The organism is Acidobacteriaceae bacterium (assembly GCA_028283655.1).
Taxonomy (GTDB): domain Bacteria; phylum Acidobacteriota; class Terriglobia; order Terriglobales; family Acidobacteriaceae; genus Granulicella.
Map to the genome: position 1 here is coordinate 2692940 of JAPWKE010000003.1, position 19714 is coordinate 2712653.

General features: G+C 58.9%; 15 protein-coding genes. 3 read left to right on the forward strand and 12 right to left on the reverse strand.

Translation table 11 applies throughout. The features are described from left to right. Nucleotides 1-7: 7 nt before the first annotated feature. The 4 genes from leuS to PW792_14325 all read right to left on the reverse strand — a co-directional run bounded on the left by leuS (nt 8) and on the right by PW792_14325 (nt 6445). Nucleotides 8-2575 (reverse strand): leucine--tRNA ligase, encoded by a 2568-nt coding sequence (gene leuS, locus PW792_14310; GenBank protein MDE1163094.1) that lies wholly within the window; start codon nt 2573-2575, stop codon nt 8-10. Nucleotides 2576-2690: 115 nt separating this feature from the next. Continuing rightward, entirely contained in the window at nt 2691-3464 is a 774-nt protein-coding gene (locus tag PW792_14315; protein ID MDE1163095.1) for a hypothetical protein, read from the reverse strand. Between the two features lie 148 nt (nt 3465-3612). Further along, on the reverse strand, nt 3613-5553 hold the full coding sequence (locus PW792_14320; GenBank protein ID MDE1163096.1) for a CocE/NonD family hydrolase: 1941 nt from the start codon (nt 5551-5553) through the stop codon (nt 3613-3615). 31 nt (nt 5554-5584) lie between these two features. Next, a complete protein-coding gene (locus PW792_14325) occupies nt 5585-6445 on the reverse strand; it encodes a deoxyribonuclease IV (GenBank protein MDE1163097.1) in 861 nt (286 codons plus the stop codon). A gap of 135 nt (nt 6446-6580) precedes the next feature. Between PW792_14325 and PW792_14330 the strand changes: the two genes are divergently transcribed. The 3 genes from PW792_14330 (at nt 6581) to PW792_14340 (ending at nt 8937) form a co-directional block, all read left to right on the forward strand. Further along, a complete protein-coding gene (locus PW792_14330; protein MDE1163098.1) occupies nt 6581-7096 on the forward strand; it encodes a hypothetical protein in 516 nt (171 codons plus the stop codon). 114 nt (nt 7097-7210) lie between these two features. After that, a complete protein-coding gene (locus PW792_14335) occupies nt 7211-7651 on the forward strand; it encodes a DUF6526 family protein (GenBank protein ID MDE1163099.1) in 441 nt (146 codons plus the stop codon). A 191-nt stretch (nt 7652-7842) separates the two neighbouring features. Continuing rightward, on the forward strand, nt 7843-8937 hold the full coding sequence (locus PW792_14340) for a hypothetical protein (protein MDE1163100.1): 1095 nt from the start codon (nt 7843-7845) through the stop codon (nt 8935-8937). Nucleotides 8938-9083: 146 nt separating this feature from the next. Here the strand turns inward: PW792_14340 and PW792_14345 are convergent, their stop codons facing one another. The 8 genes from PW792_14345 to PW792_14380 form a co-directional block, all read right to left on the reverse strand. Then, nucleotides 9084-9947 carry an SDR family NAD(P)-dependent oxidoreductase gene (locus PW792_14345; protein ID MDE1163101.1) on the reverse strand — a complete coding sequence of 288 codons (864 nt, stop codon included), beginning with the start codon at nt 9945-9947 and terminating at the stop codon, nt 9084-9086. 88 nt (nt 9948-10035) lie between these two features. Continuing rightward, a complete protein-coding gene (locus tag PW792_14350; GenBank protein ID MDE1163102.1) occupies nt 10036-10602 on the reverse strand; it encodes a TetR/AcrR family transcriptional regulator in 567 nt (188 codons plus the stop codon). A 76-nt stretch (nt 10603-10678) separates the two neighbouring features. Beyond that, nucleotides 10679-11095 (reverse strand): secondary thiamine-phosphate synthase enzyme YjbQ, encoded by a 417-nt coding sequence (locus PW792_14355; protein ID MDE1163103.1) that lies wholly within the window; start codon nt 11093-11095, stop codon nt 10679-10681. A gap of 71 nt (nt 11096-11166) precedes the next feature. Then, nucleotides 11167-12009 carry an alpha/beta hydrolase gene (locus PW792_14360; GenBank protein MDE1163104.1) on the reverse strand — a complete coding sequence of 281 codons (843 nt, stop codon included), beginning with the start codon at nt 12007-12009 and terminating at the stop codon, nt 11167-11169. A 404-nt stretch (nt 12010-12413) separates the two neighbouring features. Next, nucleotides 12414-13586, reverse strand: coding sequence for an oxidoreductase (locus PW792_14365; protein MDE1163105.1), 1173 nt, complete (start codon nt 13584-13586; stop codon nt 12414-12416). A 249-nt stretch (nt 13587-13835) separates the two neighbouring features. Next, the gene (locus PW792_14370; protein MDE1163106.1) at nt 13836-16928 is read right to left on the reverse strand and encodes a CusA/CzcA family heavy metal efflux RND transporter; all 3093 of its coding nucleotides are present in this window, start codon (nt 16926-16928) and stop codon (nt 13836-13838) included. 3 nt (nt 16929-16931) lie between these two features. Beyond that, nucleotides 16932-18017 (reverse strand): efflux RND transporter periplasmic adaptor subunit, encoded by a 1086-nt coding sequence (locus PW792_14375; GenBank protein MDE1163107.1) that lies wholly within the window; start codon nt 18015-18017, stop codon nt 16932-16934. After that, nucleotides 18014-19312: a TolC family protein gene (locus tag PW792_14380; GenBank protein ID MDE1163108.1), complete on the reverse strand. Its 1299-nt coding sequence runs from the start codon at nt 19310-19312 to the stop codon at nt 18014-18016. The genes PW792_14375 and PW792_14380 overlap by 4 nt, the downstream gene beginning before the upstream one ends. Nucleotides 19313-19714 lie beyond the last annotated feature (402 nt).

The following is a 19714-nucleotide window of genomic DNA, read 5'->3' on the forward strand; positions in this document are numbered from 1 at the left end:
TTCGTGCCTACTTCACTACCAGGTTGACCAGCTTGCCCTTGATGACCAGTGTCTTGACGATCTGCTTGCCTTCGAGGCGCTGCTGAACCTTTTCGTCCGCCAAAGCCGCAGCCTTGATAGCTTCTTCGTCTGCATCTGCTGCCACTTTGACGACGACGATGAGCTTGCCGTTAGCCTGCACGGGCACTTCCAGCTCGCTTTCCTTCGCCAACTCAGCGTTCGCCACAGGCCACGGCGTCGTCAGCACAGAGCCCTGACCGCCGAGCATCTCCCACAGCTCTGCGGCAACGAACGGAGCAAACGGCGCGAGCATCAGCGTCAAGGAGCGGAAGATCTCTGCTACCGTCGCTGGAGCCACATCCCCCGCATCGATCGCGGCTTCCGCTGCCGAAACTTCGTTCACCAGGATCATGATCGCGGCGATGCAGGTATTGAAGTGCCAGCGGCCGGAGAAGTCTTCGGTGATCTTCGCAATCGTCTGGTGCAGCGTGCGCAGCAGCTTCGCGCCTGTGTCGCTTTGTGCGGCAAACGCCGAGGCGGCGATCTCATCCCCGTGTGCGTGCTCCGACGAGGTCACCATCGGTGCGAACTTCACGGCAAGGCGATAAACGCGGGCGAGGAAGCGCGCTACACCGGCGACGCCCTCTTCCTGCCACTCCAGATCACGGTCCGGCGGCGCCGCAAACAGCGCGTACATGCGCGTAGCGTCGGCACCATAGCGAGCGATCATCTCATCCGGGCTAACGACGTTGCCCTTGGACTTCGACATCTTCGCGCCGTCTTTGATCACCATACCCTGCGTAAAGAGACGCTCGGCGGGCTCATCGTTCACAATCAGCCCGAGGTCGCGCATCACCTTCGTCCAGAAGCGTGAGTAGATCAGGTGCAGAATCGCGTGCTCGACGCCGCCAATGTACTGGTCGATCGGGAACCAGTACTTCGCCTTCTCCACATCAAACGGAGCACTGGAGTTGTGCGCGTCCGTGTAGCGGTAGAAGTACCAGCTCGAGTCCACGAACGTGTCCATCGTGTCCGTCTCGCGGCGTGCGGGCTTGCCGCACACCGGGCACGGCGCATTCACAAACTCCGGCACCTTGCCGAGCGGCGAGCCGCCCTCCTGCGTGATCTCGATCTTCTCCGGCAGCAGCACCGGCAGTTCGCTCTCCGGGACCGCCACCGCGCCATGCTCCGAGCAGTAGATGATCGGGATCGGCGTGCCCCAGTAACGCTGACGGCTCACTCCCCAATCCTTCAGGCGGAACGTCGTTGTGCGCTTGCCAAAGCCCTTCGCCTCGGCGCGCTTGCCCATCTTTTCCTGAGCTTCGAGCGCAGGCTCGCCACTCCACTCACCGGAGTTCACCAGCACGGCTTCGTCTTCTGCGATGTACGGCAGCGCGAGGTCGCCGGTGTCATCCCCAGATCCACCGGAGTTCGCCGGAGCCACCACACGCTTGATCGGCAGGCCGTACTTGGTCGCAAACTCAAAGTCGCGCTCGTCGTGGCCCGGAACGCTCATAATCGCGCCCGTGCCGTAGTCGGCCAGGATGTAATTGGCCACCCACACCGGCACCGTCTCACCCGTGAACGGGTTCACGGCGTGCTTGCCGGTAAAGACACCGTGCTTCTCAATGTTGCCGATGTCGCCGGCTTCTTTCGCGGCCTGCTGCTGCGCGATCATCTCGTCAACGGCGTTGGCGAGCTCCACATCTTCAGTCGCCCACTGCTTCACCAGGGCATGTTCCGGCGCAAGCTGCAGCGAGGTCGCACCGAAGATGGTGTCCACGCGCGTCGTGAAGACCGTCGCCGAAGCGCCGCCTTCCACCGCGAACGTTACCTCTGTGCCTTCGCTCTTGCCGATCCAGTTGCGCTGCATCGTGCGCACCTTCTCCGGCCAGCCAGAGAGCTTGTCCAGGCCTTCGAGCAACTCATCGGCGTAATGCGTAATGCGGAGGAACCACTGCTCCATCTCGCGCTGCTCGACGAGCGTGTCCTCATGCCGCCAGCAGCAGCCACCGATGACCTGCTCGTTGGCCAGAACGGTCGCGCACTTGGGGCACCAGTTCAGCTTCGAGGTCTTCTTATACGCCAGCCCCTTCTCATACATCCGGAGGAAGAACCACTGGTTCCAGCGGTAGTAATCGGGCAGACAGGTCGCGAGTTCCGTATCATTCCAGTCGTAGGAGAGACCGAGGCGGCGCATCTGCACCTTCATCTGCTCAATGTTGCGCAGCGTCCACTCACGCGGAGGCGTGTTGTTCTTCAGCGCCGCATTCTCTGCGGGCAGGCCAAAGGCGTCCCAACCCATCGGGTGCAGCACATTGTGGCCGCGCATCCGCATGAAGCGAGCGAGCGCATCGCCGATGGAGTAGTTGCGCACATGGCCCATGTGCAACTGGCCGCTGGGGTAGGGCAGCATCTCCAGGCAGTAGTACTTGGGCTTGCCAGAGGTGTGGTCTTCCGCACGATAGAGAGCCGGATCGGCATCCCAGCGCGCCTGCCAGCGCGGTTCAATCTCTGCGGGGTTATAGCGAACTTCGTCGGGGCGCGCCTGCGCGTTATTTTCAACAGAACTCATACAGTTCCTATTGTACGGACGCTGGCAAGCCCCAGCCTATGACGGCGGACACATACCCCAAAAGGCCACGGCCACGGCTGAAGCCGTGACCGCGGAATATCTAAGCCCACAATGCTTACTCCTGCTTATCCGCCGCAGCTTCCAGCTTCTGCGCCAACTGCTTCAGAGACTCCGCACTCGTCTGCACTTTGTACCCCTGCGGAGCACGGAACAAAGCCGAATCGGGCTGCTCACGCAGCAGCTTCTCCAACTGCACGACACGCTCCCCGGTGCGAGGATCGGTCTCCTTCTGCAGCACAATCAGCTTCATCTCTTCGGAAGTCCAGACCTCGTGCGTCCGCGTAATGGCCTTATCGTTGCCGTTTTTCCCTGCCGGAATCACCACTGTCGTGCGCTTGCCCGTGCACGCCAGCCCGTCGATTATCTGGGAACCGAGGTCCTCGGTCGTTACATTCGGGTTCTTCTTTGGCTCTGCAGCTCCAAGGTTCACCGTCCGGCTCTGCGCCTTCGAGGTATCCGACAGCTTCGACACCGTTGCCACACGCGGCATGCCCTTCGGCCCACCCTCCGACCACACCGTAAACGTCCCGGCCACAGGGTCTTTTACGTAGACCAGCTTCATCTCCGGACGATCGTCCAACGCCTTCAGAATCCGGCTCTCCACACGCACGCGCCCCTGCGCATCGCGGTAGACCGAGTGGTGCCCATGCCGCTTCATCGTCGTTCCATCCGACAGAGTCTGCGTCACGCTCGTCGTCTGCACCGCCGAGTACGGCTCACCCACTACCGGCGGCGCCATCAACGCGCTCAAATGCCCACCCGTGGAGACAACGGTGTTCTGCGCCGCCACAGGAATCGCCAACGACATCGCCACGAAACAAACTGCCAAACGGCTAAGCACCACAAATCACCTCAAGAGAAAGCCCCACCAGTATCGGCTCGCACCCTTCCCACAGCAAGTAAATATTCATACTCGACGCAAGCAGAAGGGGCAGCCTAAGCCACCCCTTTTGCGCTCTACCCTATACGCGCTATCTTCACTCCACCACCGGAAGGCTGATGTAGCTCGCCTCTCCCGCCGTGTGCCACACCTTCTGCGTTGCCTTTTTGTAATCGCCGGGCTTCGCTTCAAAGATGTTCGGCACAAACGTCTGCGGATTGCGGTCATAGAGTGGGAAGAGCGTCGACTGCACCTGCACCATCAAACGATGGCCAGCCGGAATCGTGCGCTCCACCATCGGCAGCCCGAACGTGTACTCCAGCGGTTCGTTCGCCTTGATCGCCACCGGCTTCTCAAAGCTCGTCCGATACCGCCCACGGAAGATATCGATTCCCATCGGCAGTTCGTACCCATTCGAAACGTCTTCCTCATCCTCTGCCCCAGCCTCGCGGTCCGGGTAAACATCAATCAGCTTCACGACCCAGTCAGAGTCGGTCCCGCTCGTCGATGCCATCAGGTGGACCGTCGGCTCGCCCGAAAGCTTCATTGGGGTCTTCAGTGGCTCACTCACAAAGGTCAGGACATCCGGGCGACCGTCAACAAAGCGCTGGTCGGTGACCAGCCACGTACGCCATGCCATACCGTCTTTTTCCAGCACCGGCCGCGGACGATACGGCACCGGCTTGGCGGGATCGCTGACATACTCCGTAAACTTCTCCCCCCTGCCCTCACCCGCAGGAGCCTCAAAGCCCAGCTTGCCGTTTGCGCCCAGATAAAGCTTCTTCGTCGGCGTGCCGCAGCCCTGCTCGCAGCTCACCGGGAACGTCTGCAGGCTGTCCCAGTGGTCCGCTCCTGTGTCATAGATCCACACCGGCGGCGTCTTCGCCTTCGGTGCATCGGCCTTCAGATGCTGGTTAAAGAACGGGAGCAGAACATCCCGACGCCACTGCTCGGTCGTGTCCGCAGACCAGGTCATCGGCCCCAACGAACGTCCCGGGCGGTTCACCTGGCTGTGGAACCACGGCCCCATCACCAGGTAGTTGCGATCATTCGCCGTATCCTTCGGCTCCAGCGCACGATAGCTATGGATCGCGCCCCACATATCTTCCTGGTCATACAGGCCCTGCAGCCACATCGTTGGCACAGTCTGCGGAACCTTGGCAATCAACTTATCCAGCGCCTGCGCCTGCCAGAATGAGTCATACGCCGGATGCGCCTGCACGAACTTCCAGTAGGGAATCTGGTCGCCGCCCAACGCCTTGCCAAACTCTCCTGCGGAACCAGCCTTCAGGAACGCGGTGTACTCATCGCCCACACGTGGCAATGGCATCGCTCCGCCATCGCGATGTGCTGTCTGCCCCACGTAATAGTCGATGTTCACTTGGCGGAACGCACCGTAGTGGAACCAGTCATCCCCCATCCAGCCATCGACCATCGGGCTCTCAGGTGCAGCCACCTTCAGCGCCGGATTCGGATGCAACAACGCCATCACCACCGTGAAGCCTTCATACGACGAACCGATCATGCCCACGCGGCCGTTCGTCTCCGGAACGTTCTTCACCAACCAGTCAATTGTGTCCCACGCATCCGTCGTATCGTCCGCGCCTGTGTTGTTAAAGCCTGAACCCACCGGTGGAGGCGTCATTAGGTACGCGCCCTCAGAGTTATGCTTCCCACGCACATCCTGATACACACGGATATATCCGGCCTTCACAAACTCCTCGTCCGCCAGCGGCAACTCATCGATCAGGTGCTTCGCATCCACGCCGCTCGACCGTACATGCCCCGCTGCGTCGTAGGGCGTACGCGTCAGCACAATCGGCAAACCATGCTCGCCGTGCGGCACAAAGATTACCGTGTAAAGCTTTGTGCCATCGCGCATCGGCATCATCACCACGCGCTTGTCGTAGTCTCGCTCCACGGCAGGTGGCTGGTAGTTCTTCGCCAACTGGTCATCACCAATTCCCTGCTGCGCCACAGCGACCGGTCCCAGGCCGATCGCCATCAACATCGCCACACTTACCAGCGTCTTCTTCATCCAGCCTCCTCAGGCCTTATTCCTCTGCCAACTAACCCGCGCTCAACACTCGCAGCGTCATCACATTGCGCTCGTTGTCCCCATCTTCTTCCGACGGAGTCTCCGCGATAAACGCGGTATGCGCAAAACGCTCATCATGCAGCAGTCGACGAAACGCCTCAGCCCCGATCGACCCTTCGCCAATATGCTCATGCCGGTCGAGCTTCGATCCCATCGCCGCCTTGGCATCGTTGGTATGCCACACCTTCACCGCGGCAAAGCCCATAGTCTGCTCCACCTGCCGCATCGTCTCCGCATACCCTTCAGCCGACACAATGTCATACCCCGCGACATGGATGTGGCACGAGTCCAGGCACACCGCCACGGGTACACAAGGCTTCAGCCGATGCACCAACTCGGCCACCTGCTCCAGCGAGCCGCCGAGCGAAAACTCCGCGCCAGCCATGTTCTCCACCAGCACCTCGAACGGCGACCCAGCGAAGTCGATGCCCTCGACCGCCTTCTCCACGCCTTCCACCGCCAGCCGCAGACCTTCCTCGCGCGTCAGCCCCTTCCACGAGCCCGGATGCAGCACCAGTGCCTCAGCCCCCAGGGCCAACCCCTGCTGGACCTCCGCGCGCAACGCCGCCACGGACGACTCGCGCACGCTCTCCGTCTGCGAACACAGGTTGATCAGAAAGCTCGCATGAATCGCCAGCGGCCCCATGTCATGCTCCGCGCGCGCAGCTTTCAGCTTCGTCGCGTCGGCTTCCTTCACCACGCCGCTCTTCCACGTCCGTGGGCTGGAGCTGAAGATCTGCAGCGTATTCGCTCCCGCCGCCACTGCCCGGTCGACCGCCGTCCAAACACCACCGGCTGTCGAAAAATGTGCACCAATCCGCTTCTTTGCCATACAAAATCAAGCCTACCGCATCCTCTGCTCTCAAAAACTCCACGCGTCCCATGCTCCCCCAAAAGCACACAAGGGCACCCACCCCAAACATCCACAACACCCAGCCACACAAACACGCATCACATCATCAGAGCCATGAACGAAACAGTCCACGTCCACAACTCGATGCAAACCGGCTACACCTATACCCGCACCCGTCCCGCCGGAGACAAAAAAGACCACCCCGAGTTCCGCCCCTACTACACCCCGCTGCAGATGCTGCGCATGGGCGTCTTCGAAGGTCGCTACCTTGACCCCGCCAGCCACGAGTTCCCCGAATCCTGGCGCAAACACATGCGCTCCACCGTGGACGCCAAGACGAACTACTTCGGCGTAAAGTCCCGGCGCAGCCTCTCGGACTGGCGCGCCAACGGCTGGATCAACCCCGACGACCCGCGCGGCTGGTTCGAGTGGTACTGCCGCTACTACATGGGACGACGCCACGCCGACGACACCCGCCAGATCGCCCGATGGAAGAGCTTCGGCGCCCGCCACTCCGCCCAGGTCGTCAAGAACTCCCCCGCCTACGGCAACCCCGACCATCCCAACGCGAAAAAGCGTATGCGCCAACGCCAGGGACTGCTGCAATGGGGCCACGACCCACTCGTTTAGCCTCCGCAGATCGCGCTGCGATTACGGAGTAGCGGTGGCCTTTAGGCCACCGTTCCCAGCCACCACCCAAGAGGGCTTTCGCCCCGGCCCGACACCCCAGCTATAGTCAGACTCATGCCGCAAGAACAAAGCTTTCAGCACCACGCCAAGCTTGATCCACTGACCCATTACGTCCTCGTCCCCATCTTCTTCGTCAACATGATCGTCGCCACGGTCTGGGCATGGCAGCACCGCACCCACCACCCGCTGCACAACGCCTGGATGATCGTCATGGCGACCGCCCTGCTGCTGCTCACCGCCAAGCTCCGGTTCTACGCGCTCGGTAACCAGAACCGCATCATCCGGCTCGAAGAGCGCCTCCGCCTCGCGTCGCTCTGCACGCCCTCTGAACTCGTCGAACTGGACTCCCTCACCACCCGCCAGCTCATCGCACTCCGCTTCGCGTCCAACCCCGAGCTTCCCGCTCTCGCCCGCCGCGCCGTCCGAGAGAACCTCGAACCCAAAGCCATCAAGGCCGCCATCCAAAGCTGGCGCGCCGACCACCAACGCGTCTAGTGGAACAACCCCAACAGTCAGAAAACCCAATGGCCCGCTCCTGACAGTAACTCGTCACGAGCGGGTACAGTTTTCACCCCACCAAAGACATCTGCTGGGACGATTTACTACAAGCGAAAAGCAGGGGAACCTTATCCGCTCTTCAGGTGTCTATACCAGTGCTGCCGCACGTCTTGCGTTGGAGCCTACCGATGAGAATCTTCGCAAAAGAAGTGTGGGGTTTGCTCCTGTTGCTGTCTACGTTCTGCTGTTCCGCGCAGAAGGCAGCGCAACCACAAAACCCGACATCAGCGGTTCTAAAGGCATTTCAGACACACGATATCGTCATGATCGGTGAGATTCACTGGGACAAGCTGGAGTGGCAATGGCTTGACGCACTCGTTTCAGATCCGCGGTTCGCCGATCATGTCGACGATATCGTCATGGAGATCGGAAACTCGCTTTATCAGAAATCGGTGGATCGATATGTCGCAGGCGACCCCATCTCGACCGAGGACGTGCAGAGGGCCTGGAGAAATACTTTGGGCTTAGGGCCGCCTTCGCCGATCTATTCCGAGCTGTACAGAAGAGTCCGCGAAGTGAACATGAAGCGGCACGGCAAACACCAAATTCGCATTCTCTGCGGAGATCCCTACATTGATTGGGACAAAATCGAAACAGGTGAGGATATTGGCCCGTTCCTTGGACATCGCGACCAGTGGTACGCACAGGTCGTCAAGGACGAAGTGATTGCAAAGCATCATCATGCCTTGCTGATCGCGGGCTCGAATCATTTTTTTCGCGAGCCTACACGCCCGTTCCTAATCGAAAGAGCTTTGCAGCAAACCGGGGCAAAGACCTTCGTGATTCTCGCGGGAACGAATGCCATTGGAGGCTACGACGATCTTGATCATCGGTTCGATGAGTGGCCTGTGCCTTCGATAGCTACTACGCACGGAAACTGGGTAGGGGATTTGCCTGTGCTTCCCGTTGTGACGGGCGGAACTGCGACGAACTATTCTCCGCTCGAGCTGAAAGATGCCGCCGATGCTCTGTTATATCTGGGGCCTCGCGACCAACAGAGAGGCGTCCATGCTCCGCGCGCAGAGGTGGATGAAACAGCGTACGGAAAAGAGCTGATGAGACGCATGTCTCTTCTGCATTTCGCGCCTTACATAGCCGAGGCACATTCAGACCAACAGGAGCTGCCTCTGTTTCTACGGCCCGCCGCTAGAAAGGGTTCGTTTTCATTTCCAATCCCGCCTGGCATGGATACGCCGATGCCTCCGCGTCCGCCGAGTGAATAACTGCTCTATCAATTCAGGCGTCCGAATATTGGCACCGATGGGTCGGCTTAGCGAAAGGAACATTTCGCCAACATACGTCGGTAGCAAAACCATCTTTCGCAGCAACAGATCAGACAAGCCGGGCACGATGTGCCCGGCTTGTCTGACTAATGGTTCAACAGCCCAGGAATCTCCGGCGCATCCGCAAACACTGTCGAAAGCGTCAGCTCGCGGAACCGCTCTGCTTCTTCCGCGCGTGCCGTCTCAACGTTCTTCACACGCGACTCAGCATCTTTACCGAGGATCAACCGCTTCGGAACATCCTCAGTATTAGCGAGCTTCACCACCAGGTCTGCAATCTTCCTGGGGTCGCCTTCCGCCTTCCCGCGCACTGCGGCTAACAGCTTGTAAATAGCCCCCACAGAAGCTTCATACTCCGGCAGGACCTCCGGTGAGCCTTCGCCCGCGCGCTGTGCCCAGTTGGTACGAATGCCACCAGGCTCAAGCGTAGAGACCTTCACACCGAAGGGAGCCACTTCAGCAGCGACGGAGTCACTGAAGCCACCCACCGCCCACTTCGCCGCATGGTACGGCGAGTTCCCCGGCATAGCCATGCGCCCACCAATAGACGATACCTGGAAGATATGTCCGCTCTTCTGAGCGCGCATCACCGGTATTGCCGCGTGCGTCGTATACACAACACCAAACAAGCAGGTCTCCACGACATCGCGGAACTGTTCCGATGTCGTCTGCTCAAACGGCGCGATGAACCCATAGCCCGCGTTATTGACCAGCACATCCAGACGACCGTACGTATCCACGGCAGTTTGCACGGCAGCCTTAGCGGCGCTCTCCTCACGCACATCAAGCAACACAGGCGTAACACGCTTACCGTACTGCTCCACCAAAGAAGCCAACTCCTCCAGGCGCCGCGCTCCTGCAACGACAGCATCCCCTGCTGCAAGTGCAGCCTCTGCAATGTCGCGCCCCAAACCATTACCGCTTCCCGTGATCAGCCAGACTTTTTCCATGACGTCTTTCCTCCTAACCAAGTAGATTCAATAATGAGCAAGTGGTTGCTCATTTATTATGACAAAAACAATCAGACTATTGGCCTTGTCATTCCGCCATTCGCCAGAAGGCCTCAAAGGCCTGGTCGACAAGCTTGGCTCTCTGCCGTGGGAGTTTCGTCGTTGTGTCCATCACGGCTTCCTGCATCGCCATCATGGCAGAGGAAGCAAACCCCCGGGGCAGGCTCGCGAAAACTCCAACTTTTTCCAACTCGTCCATCGCTTGTTGAATCGTTTCACGTTCCGCCGCAAGACATTGCTTGGTCGCGTCCGTGATAAATGGCGAGAGGTTCAAGAGAACGGAAACCTTCTGTTCATCGGGCCTTTCCATCGCCCAGCGCAGATACTCCGTCCAGATATGCTGCGCCCGTTCGCGCAGTACGGCTTTATGCGGGAACCCGGCGTGAATACGCTTGTACGCTTCCGTCTTCAGTGCCAGATAAAGCTCATTAAACAGATCGCCTTTGGAGGGGAAATAGGTGAACAACGTACCTTCGGCCAGCCCGGCGGCTGCGGCAATTTTCGCCGTCGAGGCACCAAGCCCAGCCTTCGCGATCTCGTGCGCGGCCGCTTGCAGAATGGCTTCTCTCTTCTCCGGACTTCTCGCTCTAGCCATCGTTAACGATGCTACCGCAAGCCGCTCGCCTACCGAACAACTTCGAGCGCAGAAGAAATCGACACATCACAACGAGCTACTCGCCAATCAAGTGCAGCACAATCTCTCGGCGATGCGCATGAACGCGATGCTCAAACAGGTAGATTCCCTGCCACGTGCCCAGCACTGGTCGACCGTTCCTCACAGGGATCGATAGCTGTACCTGCGTCAGTGCAGTCTTCAAATGCGCGGGCATATCGTCTGCGCCTTCGTAGTCATGCTCATACGGCCCATCATCAGGAGCAATCTGGTCAAAGTAGGCCAGCAGGTCCGTCCGCACCGTTGGGTCAGCGTTCTCCTGAATCAGCAATGACGCTGAGGTGTGCCGGCAAAAGACCGTCAACAACCCTGTCTGCACCTGCTGACGCAGCACCCACTCATTCACCCCACCGGTGAACTCATAGAACCCCTTGCCGCGCGTCGAAATCTCCACACTATGCACTGCCTGCTTCACTCAGCCCACCTCTCCCTTTAAACATACGGCAGCGTTCACCAGATCAGGCGAACGCGGGATGCCAATATCGGCTACCTACGTTTATGCCCCAGCTCCGGCCACTGAGCCATCATCCACGTCGTGAACATCGCAGGCCATGCCGCTTCCTCGGGAATGCCAACGGACAACCCCGAACCATGCTCCCCACGCGCAAACAGGTGGACCTCTGCGGGTACGTGGGCGTTCTTCAACGCATCGGCAAACAATACTGCATTCTGCGGGCTGATCCTTTTATCGTCCATGCTCTCGAAGAGAAAGACCGGCGGCAGTGCAGGCGTCACATTTTCTTCGCCCGACAGACGATGCTGCAGCTCCGTCAACTCGCGCCCGGCGAACCCTGCCAGCAGATGTTTATACGAGCCCGAAGGCGGCACCGCCGCAGGGTTCATCGAGATCACCGGATAGCCAAGCGCCAACAGATCAACCTTCGCCGATGCCCGATCCACTTCATCCGTAGCCGTCGCACCAAACGACTCCTCAGGATGCAGAGCAAGCGTGCTCGCCAGGTGTGCACCCGCAGAGAAACCAAGCACCGCAATGCGTGCAGGGTCTATCCCCAACCGCCGGGCCTGAGTATGAAGCAGGCGGATCGCGCGTTGCCCATCCCACATAGGAATCGGATAACGGTAGCCGCCATCGTCCTGCACCAGTCGATAACGCAGCACAACAGTTGTGATCGGCAACTCTGACGCAAAGTACTCCGCAACCGGCCGCTGCTCTTTGCCATTGGTCAATCTGTCATAACCGCCACCGGGAATAATGAGCAGCGCCGGACGGGGCTCATGCGACGCACCACCAGCATGAAAAATCTGGAGGTAAGGCACATCACGGCAGGGGTCGTCCCCCATCGCTCCCGGAGCTCTCCCTGCCCACAAAGGAACTTCCGTCGGGTCAGAGGAATCAAAGCACGGATTCTCCCTGACCCCTGAAACGGCTTCGCGCCGGTGCCTCTGCGCCCAGAGCAACGGCTGCCCCACAAAAAGCAAAAGAACAAAAGCCACGTAGTGTCGCGACATAAAACCAGATCCCTTGAAGGCAGCAATCGAAAACTCGTATTCGTCAAAATCTCAAGGTCAACGGAAGGACCCTCTCTTCAACCCTCAGCGTCCAACGAAGTTGCCACGCAAGGCATGAACGTCTCGCATCTCAAGCGATCCCATCGAGATACTCGCATTTCACGGTCATGCCCTCCAGCACCATCCAGGCAGGCAATCAATAGAAGAGGGGCAAACGAAAAGGCACGGCCGAAGCCATGCCTTTCCTTCAAACCATCTGAAGCCTAGTAAACGTCGCGCTGATAACGCTTGGCCTTTTTCATCTCACCCAGATACTCGGTCGCATGCTCCAGCGTCGAGTTTGCACCCTTCGCAATCGCATCCAGCAGAGCCGTTTCGACGTCCTTCGCCATACGCGAAGCATCGCCGCAAACGTAGAAGTGTGCTCCCTCTTCCAGCCATGCGTAGAGTTCCGCAGCGTTCTCCTGCATGCGGTCCTGCACGTAAACCTTCTTGCCCTGATCGCGCGAAAACGCCGTGTCGAGCTTGGTCAGCGTGCCATCGGCCTGCATCGCGTTCCACTGGTCTTCGTACAGGAAGTCCGAAATGCGGCGCTGTTCGCCGAAGATCAGCCAGTTCTTGCCCTTTTCGCCCAGTGCCTGACGGTGCTCCAGGAAAGCGCGGAAAGGCGCGATGCCGGTTCCGGGACCGATCATGATGACCGGAGCGTCCGTGTTTTCGGGAAGACGGAACGCATTGTTCTCGTGCAGGAAGATCGGCAGCGTTGCGTCAGCCGGAGCGCGCTCGCCCATGTGGCCCGAGCAAACGCCCTGACGATCTTCACCGTGTGCGTGGTAGCGAACGACGCGAACCGTCGTGTGCACCGCATCCGGGTGCGCCGCCTGCGAACTGGCGATCGAGTACATGCGCGGCGTCAGACGCTGCAGCACGTTGAAGAGCTCCTGCGGGTTCTGCACCGCGCCGGGGAACTGCTTGGCGAGGTCAGCAAACTCGCGGCCCCAGACGTACTCTTCTGCAGCAGCCTTGTTCTCCTGGCCGAGAAGAGCCTTCAGGTCCTCGGGAACGTTCTCGCCGAAGAGCTTGGCGTACTGGTTCACCGAACCGCGGGCCAGCTTGCCGATGCCGAGACGCGTCGTCAGCGCTTCGTGCAGAGAGATCTCTACCTTGTAGTGGTCGAGCACGCGCTCGGTACCGTTGAAACCCAGAACCTTCAGGTTCGCTTCTACCTGTGCCTCACGATTTGTGGGCACAATGCCTACGGCATCGCCAGGCGTATAGGTCATGCCCTCTTCGAGCTCTAGCTCGATGTGGATCGTTTCCTTCTCGGACTCCGGCCCGGTAAGGCGATCGTTGATGAGGACGCGCGACTGATACGGCTGATTGCGGGTGTACTTGCTGTGCGCCTTGGCCGGCGCTGCGGTTGCTGTTTCGCTCATTGTCCTTCCATTGTAAAACGCAAAAACGCCCCAAACCTCGCATCTGAGGCGGTTTTTGCCCTGCTGAAACCACCACCTATCGTTTGGCGAAGGAAGAAATTGCCCCAGAAATGGCTCCCGTGACACTCTCAGGCAGGAACCTGAGCCGATCAGGCCAATCCCACCCCCGCAAGGACCACGGAAACTGCAGCAAAAAACGTAAAAGGTCGCAGATCCTTTGGGATCTGCGACCTTTTACGTTTGTGCGTTTTAGTGGGCCTGACTTGCCGTCCGCTTCCTTGCGGAGAAGCGTGCAACAAGCTCTGGAACCAGTAGCACGACGGAAAGAATCGTCGTGATCATGCCTCCGACAACAACACGTGCCAGAGGCTGCTGGGCCTGCGCTCCGATGCCGTTCATGATGGCTGCCGGCAACAGACCCAGCCCCGCAGAGAAGCACGCCATCAGCACCGGGCGCAGTTCGTCCATCGCGCCTTCGCGCAAAGCCTCCGGCCCCGGATGCTTACGTTGATGCTGACGAATGCCGCTCAAGAACACGACCGAGGCCAGCGTTGCCACGCCTGTCAGCGAGGTGAAACCGACAGCCGCCGAAATACTGAACGGCGTATGCGTCACGAGCAAGGCCATGATCCCGCCGATGGCGCAAAACGGCAGTGATATCAGCACGATGATCGCATCAGACCAGGACTGGAACTGCAGATAAAGCAGCAGGAAGATCACAACGAGGCTGATCGGAATCACGATAGCCAGTCGTTGCTGCTCCTTCTGCAACGAATCAAACTCTCCAGCCCAGCTCAGGGAGTAGCCCGCAGGAAGCTGGATCTTCTGATCCAGCTGATGCTTCAGGTCCTCGATCGTGGCTGCGAGGTCACGCTCTCGAACGCTGAACTTGATGGGAATGTAGCGACGTCCACCCTCACGATAGATCATGAAACTGCCTTCGCGGACACCGATATCGGCTACCTGAGACAGAGCCACATGTCCTCCATCGGGCGTTGGCAACTGGATGCGACCGATAGCGTCGGGATCATTTCTCGACGCATCCGGGAAACGCACCGTGACGTCGAAGCGACGGTCGCCTTCGATGAGTTGCGTTACCGCAGAACCACCCACCGCCGCCTGAATCGTCGCATTTACGTCGGCAACCGAAATGCCATAACGCGCCGCGTTCGCACGATTTACGGCAACGATCAGGTTTGGCTGGCCGTTCACCTTGAAGACGCCTGCATCCGCAACGCCACGCACGCCTTCCATGACGTGAACGATGTTGTCGGCAACACGACTCAGCTCTCCGAGGTCATCGCCGAAAAGCTTCACGGAGTTCTCTCCCTTCACGCCGCTCATCGCTTCTTCCACGTTGTCCTGAATCGTCTGCGAGAAGCCGAAGACGACTCCGGGATACTTCGCAAACTTCTTCTGCATCTGCTCGATGAGCTTCTCCTTGTTGCCGCGGACGTCTGCAGGCCACTGGTCGGAAGGTTTCAGAGAGACGCCGAACTCGGCGTTATTGAAGGTCGTCACATCGGTTCCATCATCAGGACGGCCGATCTGCGAAACAACCTGCGTAACCTCAGGAAACGCGCGAATTTCATCACGAATCTGATCCGCAAAGCCAGCCGACTTTTCGAATGAAATGTCCTGAGGCAACGTCGCGCGAATCCACAGATTGCCCTCTTCGAGCGGCGGCATAAACTCGCCGCCAATGGCAAAGAAGAAGATTGAGCCTGCGGCGACGATCGCGATGATCGCCGTAATCCACATACGTCTTGGGTGCCGCAGTGTGTGGTCAAGCAAGCGAGCATAATGACGGCTGAAGAAACGACTTACCGGCGTTCCCTCTTCCTTTGCAGGCTCATCGCTCTCTTCCACCTTTGGCGCGAAAACGGCGCTCAGTACAGGAGCAAACACGATAGCGAAGATGAGCGCCCCCGTGAGTGCAAAGCCGTACGTTACCGACATGGGGGAGAAGATTTTGCCGGGGACGCCCTCCATGGTGAAAAGCGGGATGAACGCAACAAGAATGATGAGCGTGGAGAACAAGACCGGCCGCGCTGCATCCCCTACACCCTGCAGAATGGAGTTCTCCGCCAACTCGCCCGGCTTGCGACGAGAGAGCCTGCGGAAGATGTTCTCCAGCACGACGATTGAAGCATCCACAAGAATGCCGAAGTCGATTGCACCGATGGAGATGAGGTTCGCGGGGCGCCCTGCCAGCACCATCATGGAAAAGGAGAACAGAACAGCGAACGGAATCGTCGCTGCGGCAATGATCGTGGTGCGCACATCCCCAAGCATGAGCAGAAGGATGAGCGTCACAAGCGCAAGGCCGGTCAGAATGACATGCTTCACCGTATGCGTCGTTTGGTCAATGAGCGTGGTGCGGTCATAGATTGTGTCGACATGCATGCCCGGTGGCAGCAGGGTTCCTGTGTTCAGCTCATGAATTTTCTTCTTGAGTCCATCGAGAGCGGGCAGGCTCTCTTCGCCCTTCTGTAGAAGGACGATGCCTTCCACAATGTCCTTCTGTCCGTTGCGACCTATCTTGCCGAGCCTCGGCTGAAAGCCTTCGCTCACCGTGGCAACATCGCTCACCAGCACAGGCGTGCCAGCCTTTGATGCGATTACAATGTTCTGAATATCCGCAATGCTATGCAGCAGCCCGAGAGAGCGAACGTTGATGCTCTGCTCACCCATGGTCATATAGTTGCCACCGGCGTTCGCGTTGCTGTTCTGCAAAGCTGTTACGAGTTGCGGCAACGTGACCCCGTAGGCCAGCAGCTTATTGGGATCAGGCTCCACTTGATACTGCTTCGTCGTGCCACCAAAGGTTGTGATGTCGATGACACCAGGAACCTGGCGCAGTTCTCGGCGAACGAGCCAATCCTGCGTCGCCTTCAAATCGTTGAGCGAGTATGGGCCGGAGAGTTGATAGCGGTAGATCTCTCCGATGGGCGACCACGGAGAGAGTTGCGGCTGCAACCCGTTCGGCAACTGCAACGTCTGTAGACGATCCAGCACTTCCTGGCGATCATGAAAGAGATCGCTGGAGAAGCGGAAGTAGAGCTTCACATCACTCAGACCAAAGATGCTGATGGAACGCACCTGCTCCAACTCAGGCGTTCCATTCAACGCAAGTTCGATAGGCGCAGTAACCTGCTGTTCCATCTCTTCGGCAGACCACGCAGGATTCTGCGTGATCACTTCCACCAGCGGAGGCGAAGGGTCGGGGTACGCTTCAATGTCGAGCTTCAGTGAGCCATAAATACCTGCGGCCAGAGCCGCGACCAGCAGGATGAGAACGACGGTGCGATAACGGAGGAGGGCCTGCACAAAGGATGTCATTGATCAGTCTCCTGCCGGTTCGCGCAGATACGCTGCGCCCTTGGTGACGACACGATCGCCATTCTGTAAGCCCGAGAGGATTTCAATGCGATCTCCGATGCTGGCTCCCGTCTTCACCGTCTTCGTCACGTACTTACCGTCTCCGGCAGGAACGTACACCACGGTCGAGTCGCCATCATGCAGAACGGCAGACTGCGGCAACATGAGTCTGGTCTGAGCGGGTTGTGCCACGGAGAGCGTGGCAAACATGGCCGGCTTCAGCTTATGGCCCGGATTCTGCAGCACCACACGAACTTTCAATGCGTGGGTTCCGGGGTCAAAGGAATCTCCAACATTCGCGACCGTGCCCGTAAACGTCTGTCCCGGATACGCGCTGAAGGTGATGCTGACGACGTCGTGCAGATGGATAGAGTGCAGGTCCTGCTCAAAGACATCGCCCGTTACCCAGACCTGATCCAGGTTGGCTACCGTTGCGATTCCATTGGTGGTTTCGAGCGAGCGCTGCATCTCGCCGGTCGCCGTTCCGACATCAAGAACGGTGCCGGTGATCGGCGCCGTGATCGTAGCAATATCGCTGGTACCGTTCTCTGAAAAGCCGAGTTCGTGCACACGCTGGCGCGCCCGCTCCTGCTCGGAGTGCGCTGCAGCATCGGTTGCCTGCAACTCCTGCAAGTCAGCCTGCGAGAGCACGTCATGAGACGCCAGCAGTTTGCCGCGTTCGAGAGCACGGTCTGAGCGCAACGCTTCAATCTTTGCCTTCTCAAAGTCCGAGCGAGCCTGCGCCACATCGCCGCTCTGCAGCGTTGCAACAGCCTGCCCCTTACGAACTTCCTGGCCGGGCACGAGTGAGAGACTCAACAAGCGCCCGCTGAGAGGAGCGTAGATATGAACGACCTTCTGAGGGTCTGCTTCTACGCGCCCCGGCAGATGAAGCTGGTCACTCGACGTCTCTGCGTGAATGGTGTTGACCGTGAGATTGATCTTTGGCTGCGCAGCTTCAGGAGCCGAGGCAGCATGCTTGCACCCTGTCGCCGAGAGCATCAGGCAAGCGGCAGCAAACGAGTAAGTGGACAATGCGGACAATTTCATGGAGTGACCTCGATATGAGCTGCGGCATCAAGCTGTTCGGCTGCGAGCAGCAGCTGAAGACGAGCGTTGAGAGCGGCAAGATTTACCTGGCGATAGTCGGAAAGAGCACTGAGATAGTCGAGCAACGTGGAGTTTCCGTGGCGATAGCTGAACTCGAGGTTGTCTCGCACGCTGGAAGCTTCGGCAAGATACTTCTCTCGGTAGCGGGCATCCTGTCCCAGCGCCGTTCGATAAGCAGCCCACGACGAATCCACGTCAGCAAGCACCTGGTTACGAGTAGCGATCAAAGCCAGACGGCTGCTCTCAAGCTCATGCTGCGCTCGAACCTTCTCCCCCTGATTGCGATCAAAAAGCCGTAGAGGGATGTTGATGCTGCCGCCAACCGAGTTGGCGTTTCCACTGCGTTCGTACTCGCCTTCAAGAGTTGGGTCAGCCGTTCCATTCGCCTGCGCCAACTTCAAGCCCGCAGCGTTGGCATCAATCTGCGCCTGCGCCGCTTTCAGGTCCGGACGTTCCTGAATAGCCCTGTTATGAAGTTCGTCGAGAGTCAGCGTCTCGGTCTGCGGCTCCAGAGATCCCTGAATCGCAAAAGCTTCCTGCGGGGCAGCAACACCTATCAGCGTCTGCAGTGCAATGCTGCTTTGCTGCAGAACTAGCCGGGCGTTGTCCGCATCGTTTTCAAAACCGACGAGTTGCAGCTCGACCCGATCGAAGTCCGTGCGGTCCATGTCTCCGGCCCCAAGTCGAAACTTCATGAGGCTGACAGTCTTTTCATAACTCGCAAGGTTCTGCTGAGCGATATCCAGATCCGCCTGCGCATAGAGCATTCGAGAGAACGACTGGCAAACGCTGAGGTCTGTCTGTCGCCGTTGATCCGCAAGCTGCTGCACAGTGAGTGCGGTCGTTGAGCGAGCACTTTGAAGGCGCCATTCGCGCTTGTTGCCTCGCTCGAACAAACGCTGCACCCCCGCTTGATAGAAGTCAGGACCGTTCGGATCGTTCGGCCCCAGCGACAACATTTGCCCACCCAGCACAGCGGTCGGGTTCTGACGCAACCCGGCAGTGACCTCACCGGCACGAACAGCGTTGGCATGTTCGGTACCCGAGAGCAACGTGGGGTTCATGCGGTGAGCTGCGTCGAGCACCTGCAGAAGGGACAAAGGCGGAGTGTCGCCCGCAGCTGCGCGCGCAGTAATAGAAGAAGGTAACGTCGCCATGATCGGCGGCGCGGACGATTGTGCACCCGCTACCGACACAGCGGCGAGCAGATACACCAAAGGCAAGGACTTGCGCACGAGGCACACCTCCCACTGGTAAGCGCATAAATAGCGCATGAAATTTTCAGAATGAATGGGCTCTATGCAGTCAGAGCAGGCGGAGGCCGTAAACAGAGCGCACGGGTGCTCCAGGCAGCATAGGCGCTGCGACGCGTTTTCCGAGCAGGCTTCAGAACCACAAGCAGTGCAAGGCACGCTACAAGCCTTATAAAGGCAAATAGGATCGGGACAATTTCTAAGGCGGAGGCCGCGCCTTCAATGGCAAGGTGCCACGTCTGCGCCGCAACAGGCAGAGCTGCCTGTCGGGCCTCAAGAAGATCGTCGCTGACAGAGATAAGAGGAAGCAGGAACAGGCATAGAGCCGTGACCAGCAAGAAGGCCGAACGCCTGGAGACACGTAGGTGCTCCTGCCGTCCAGCA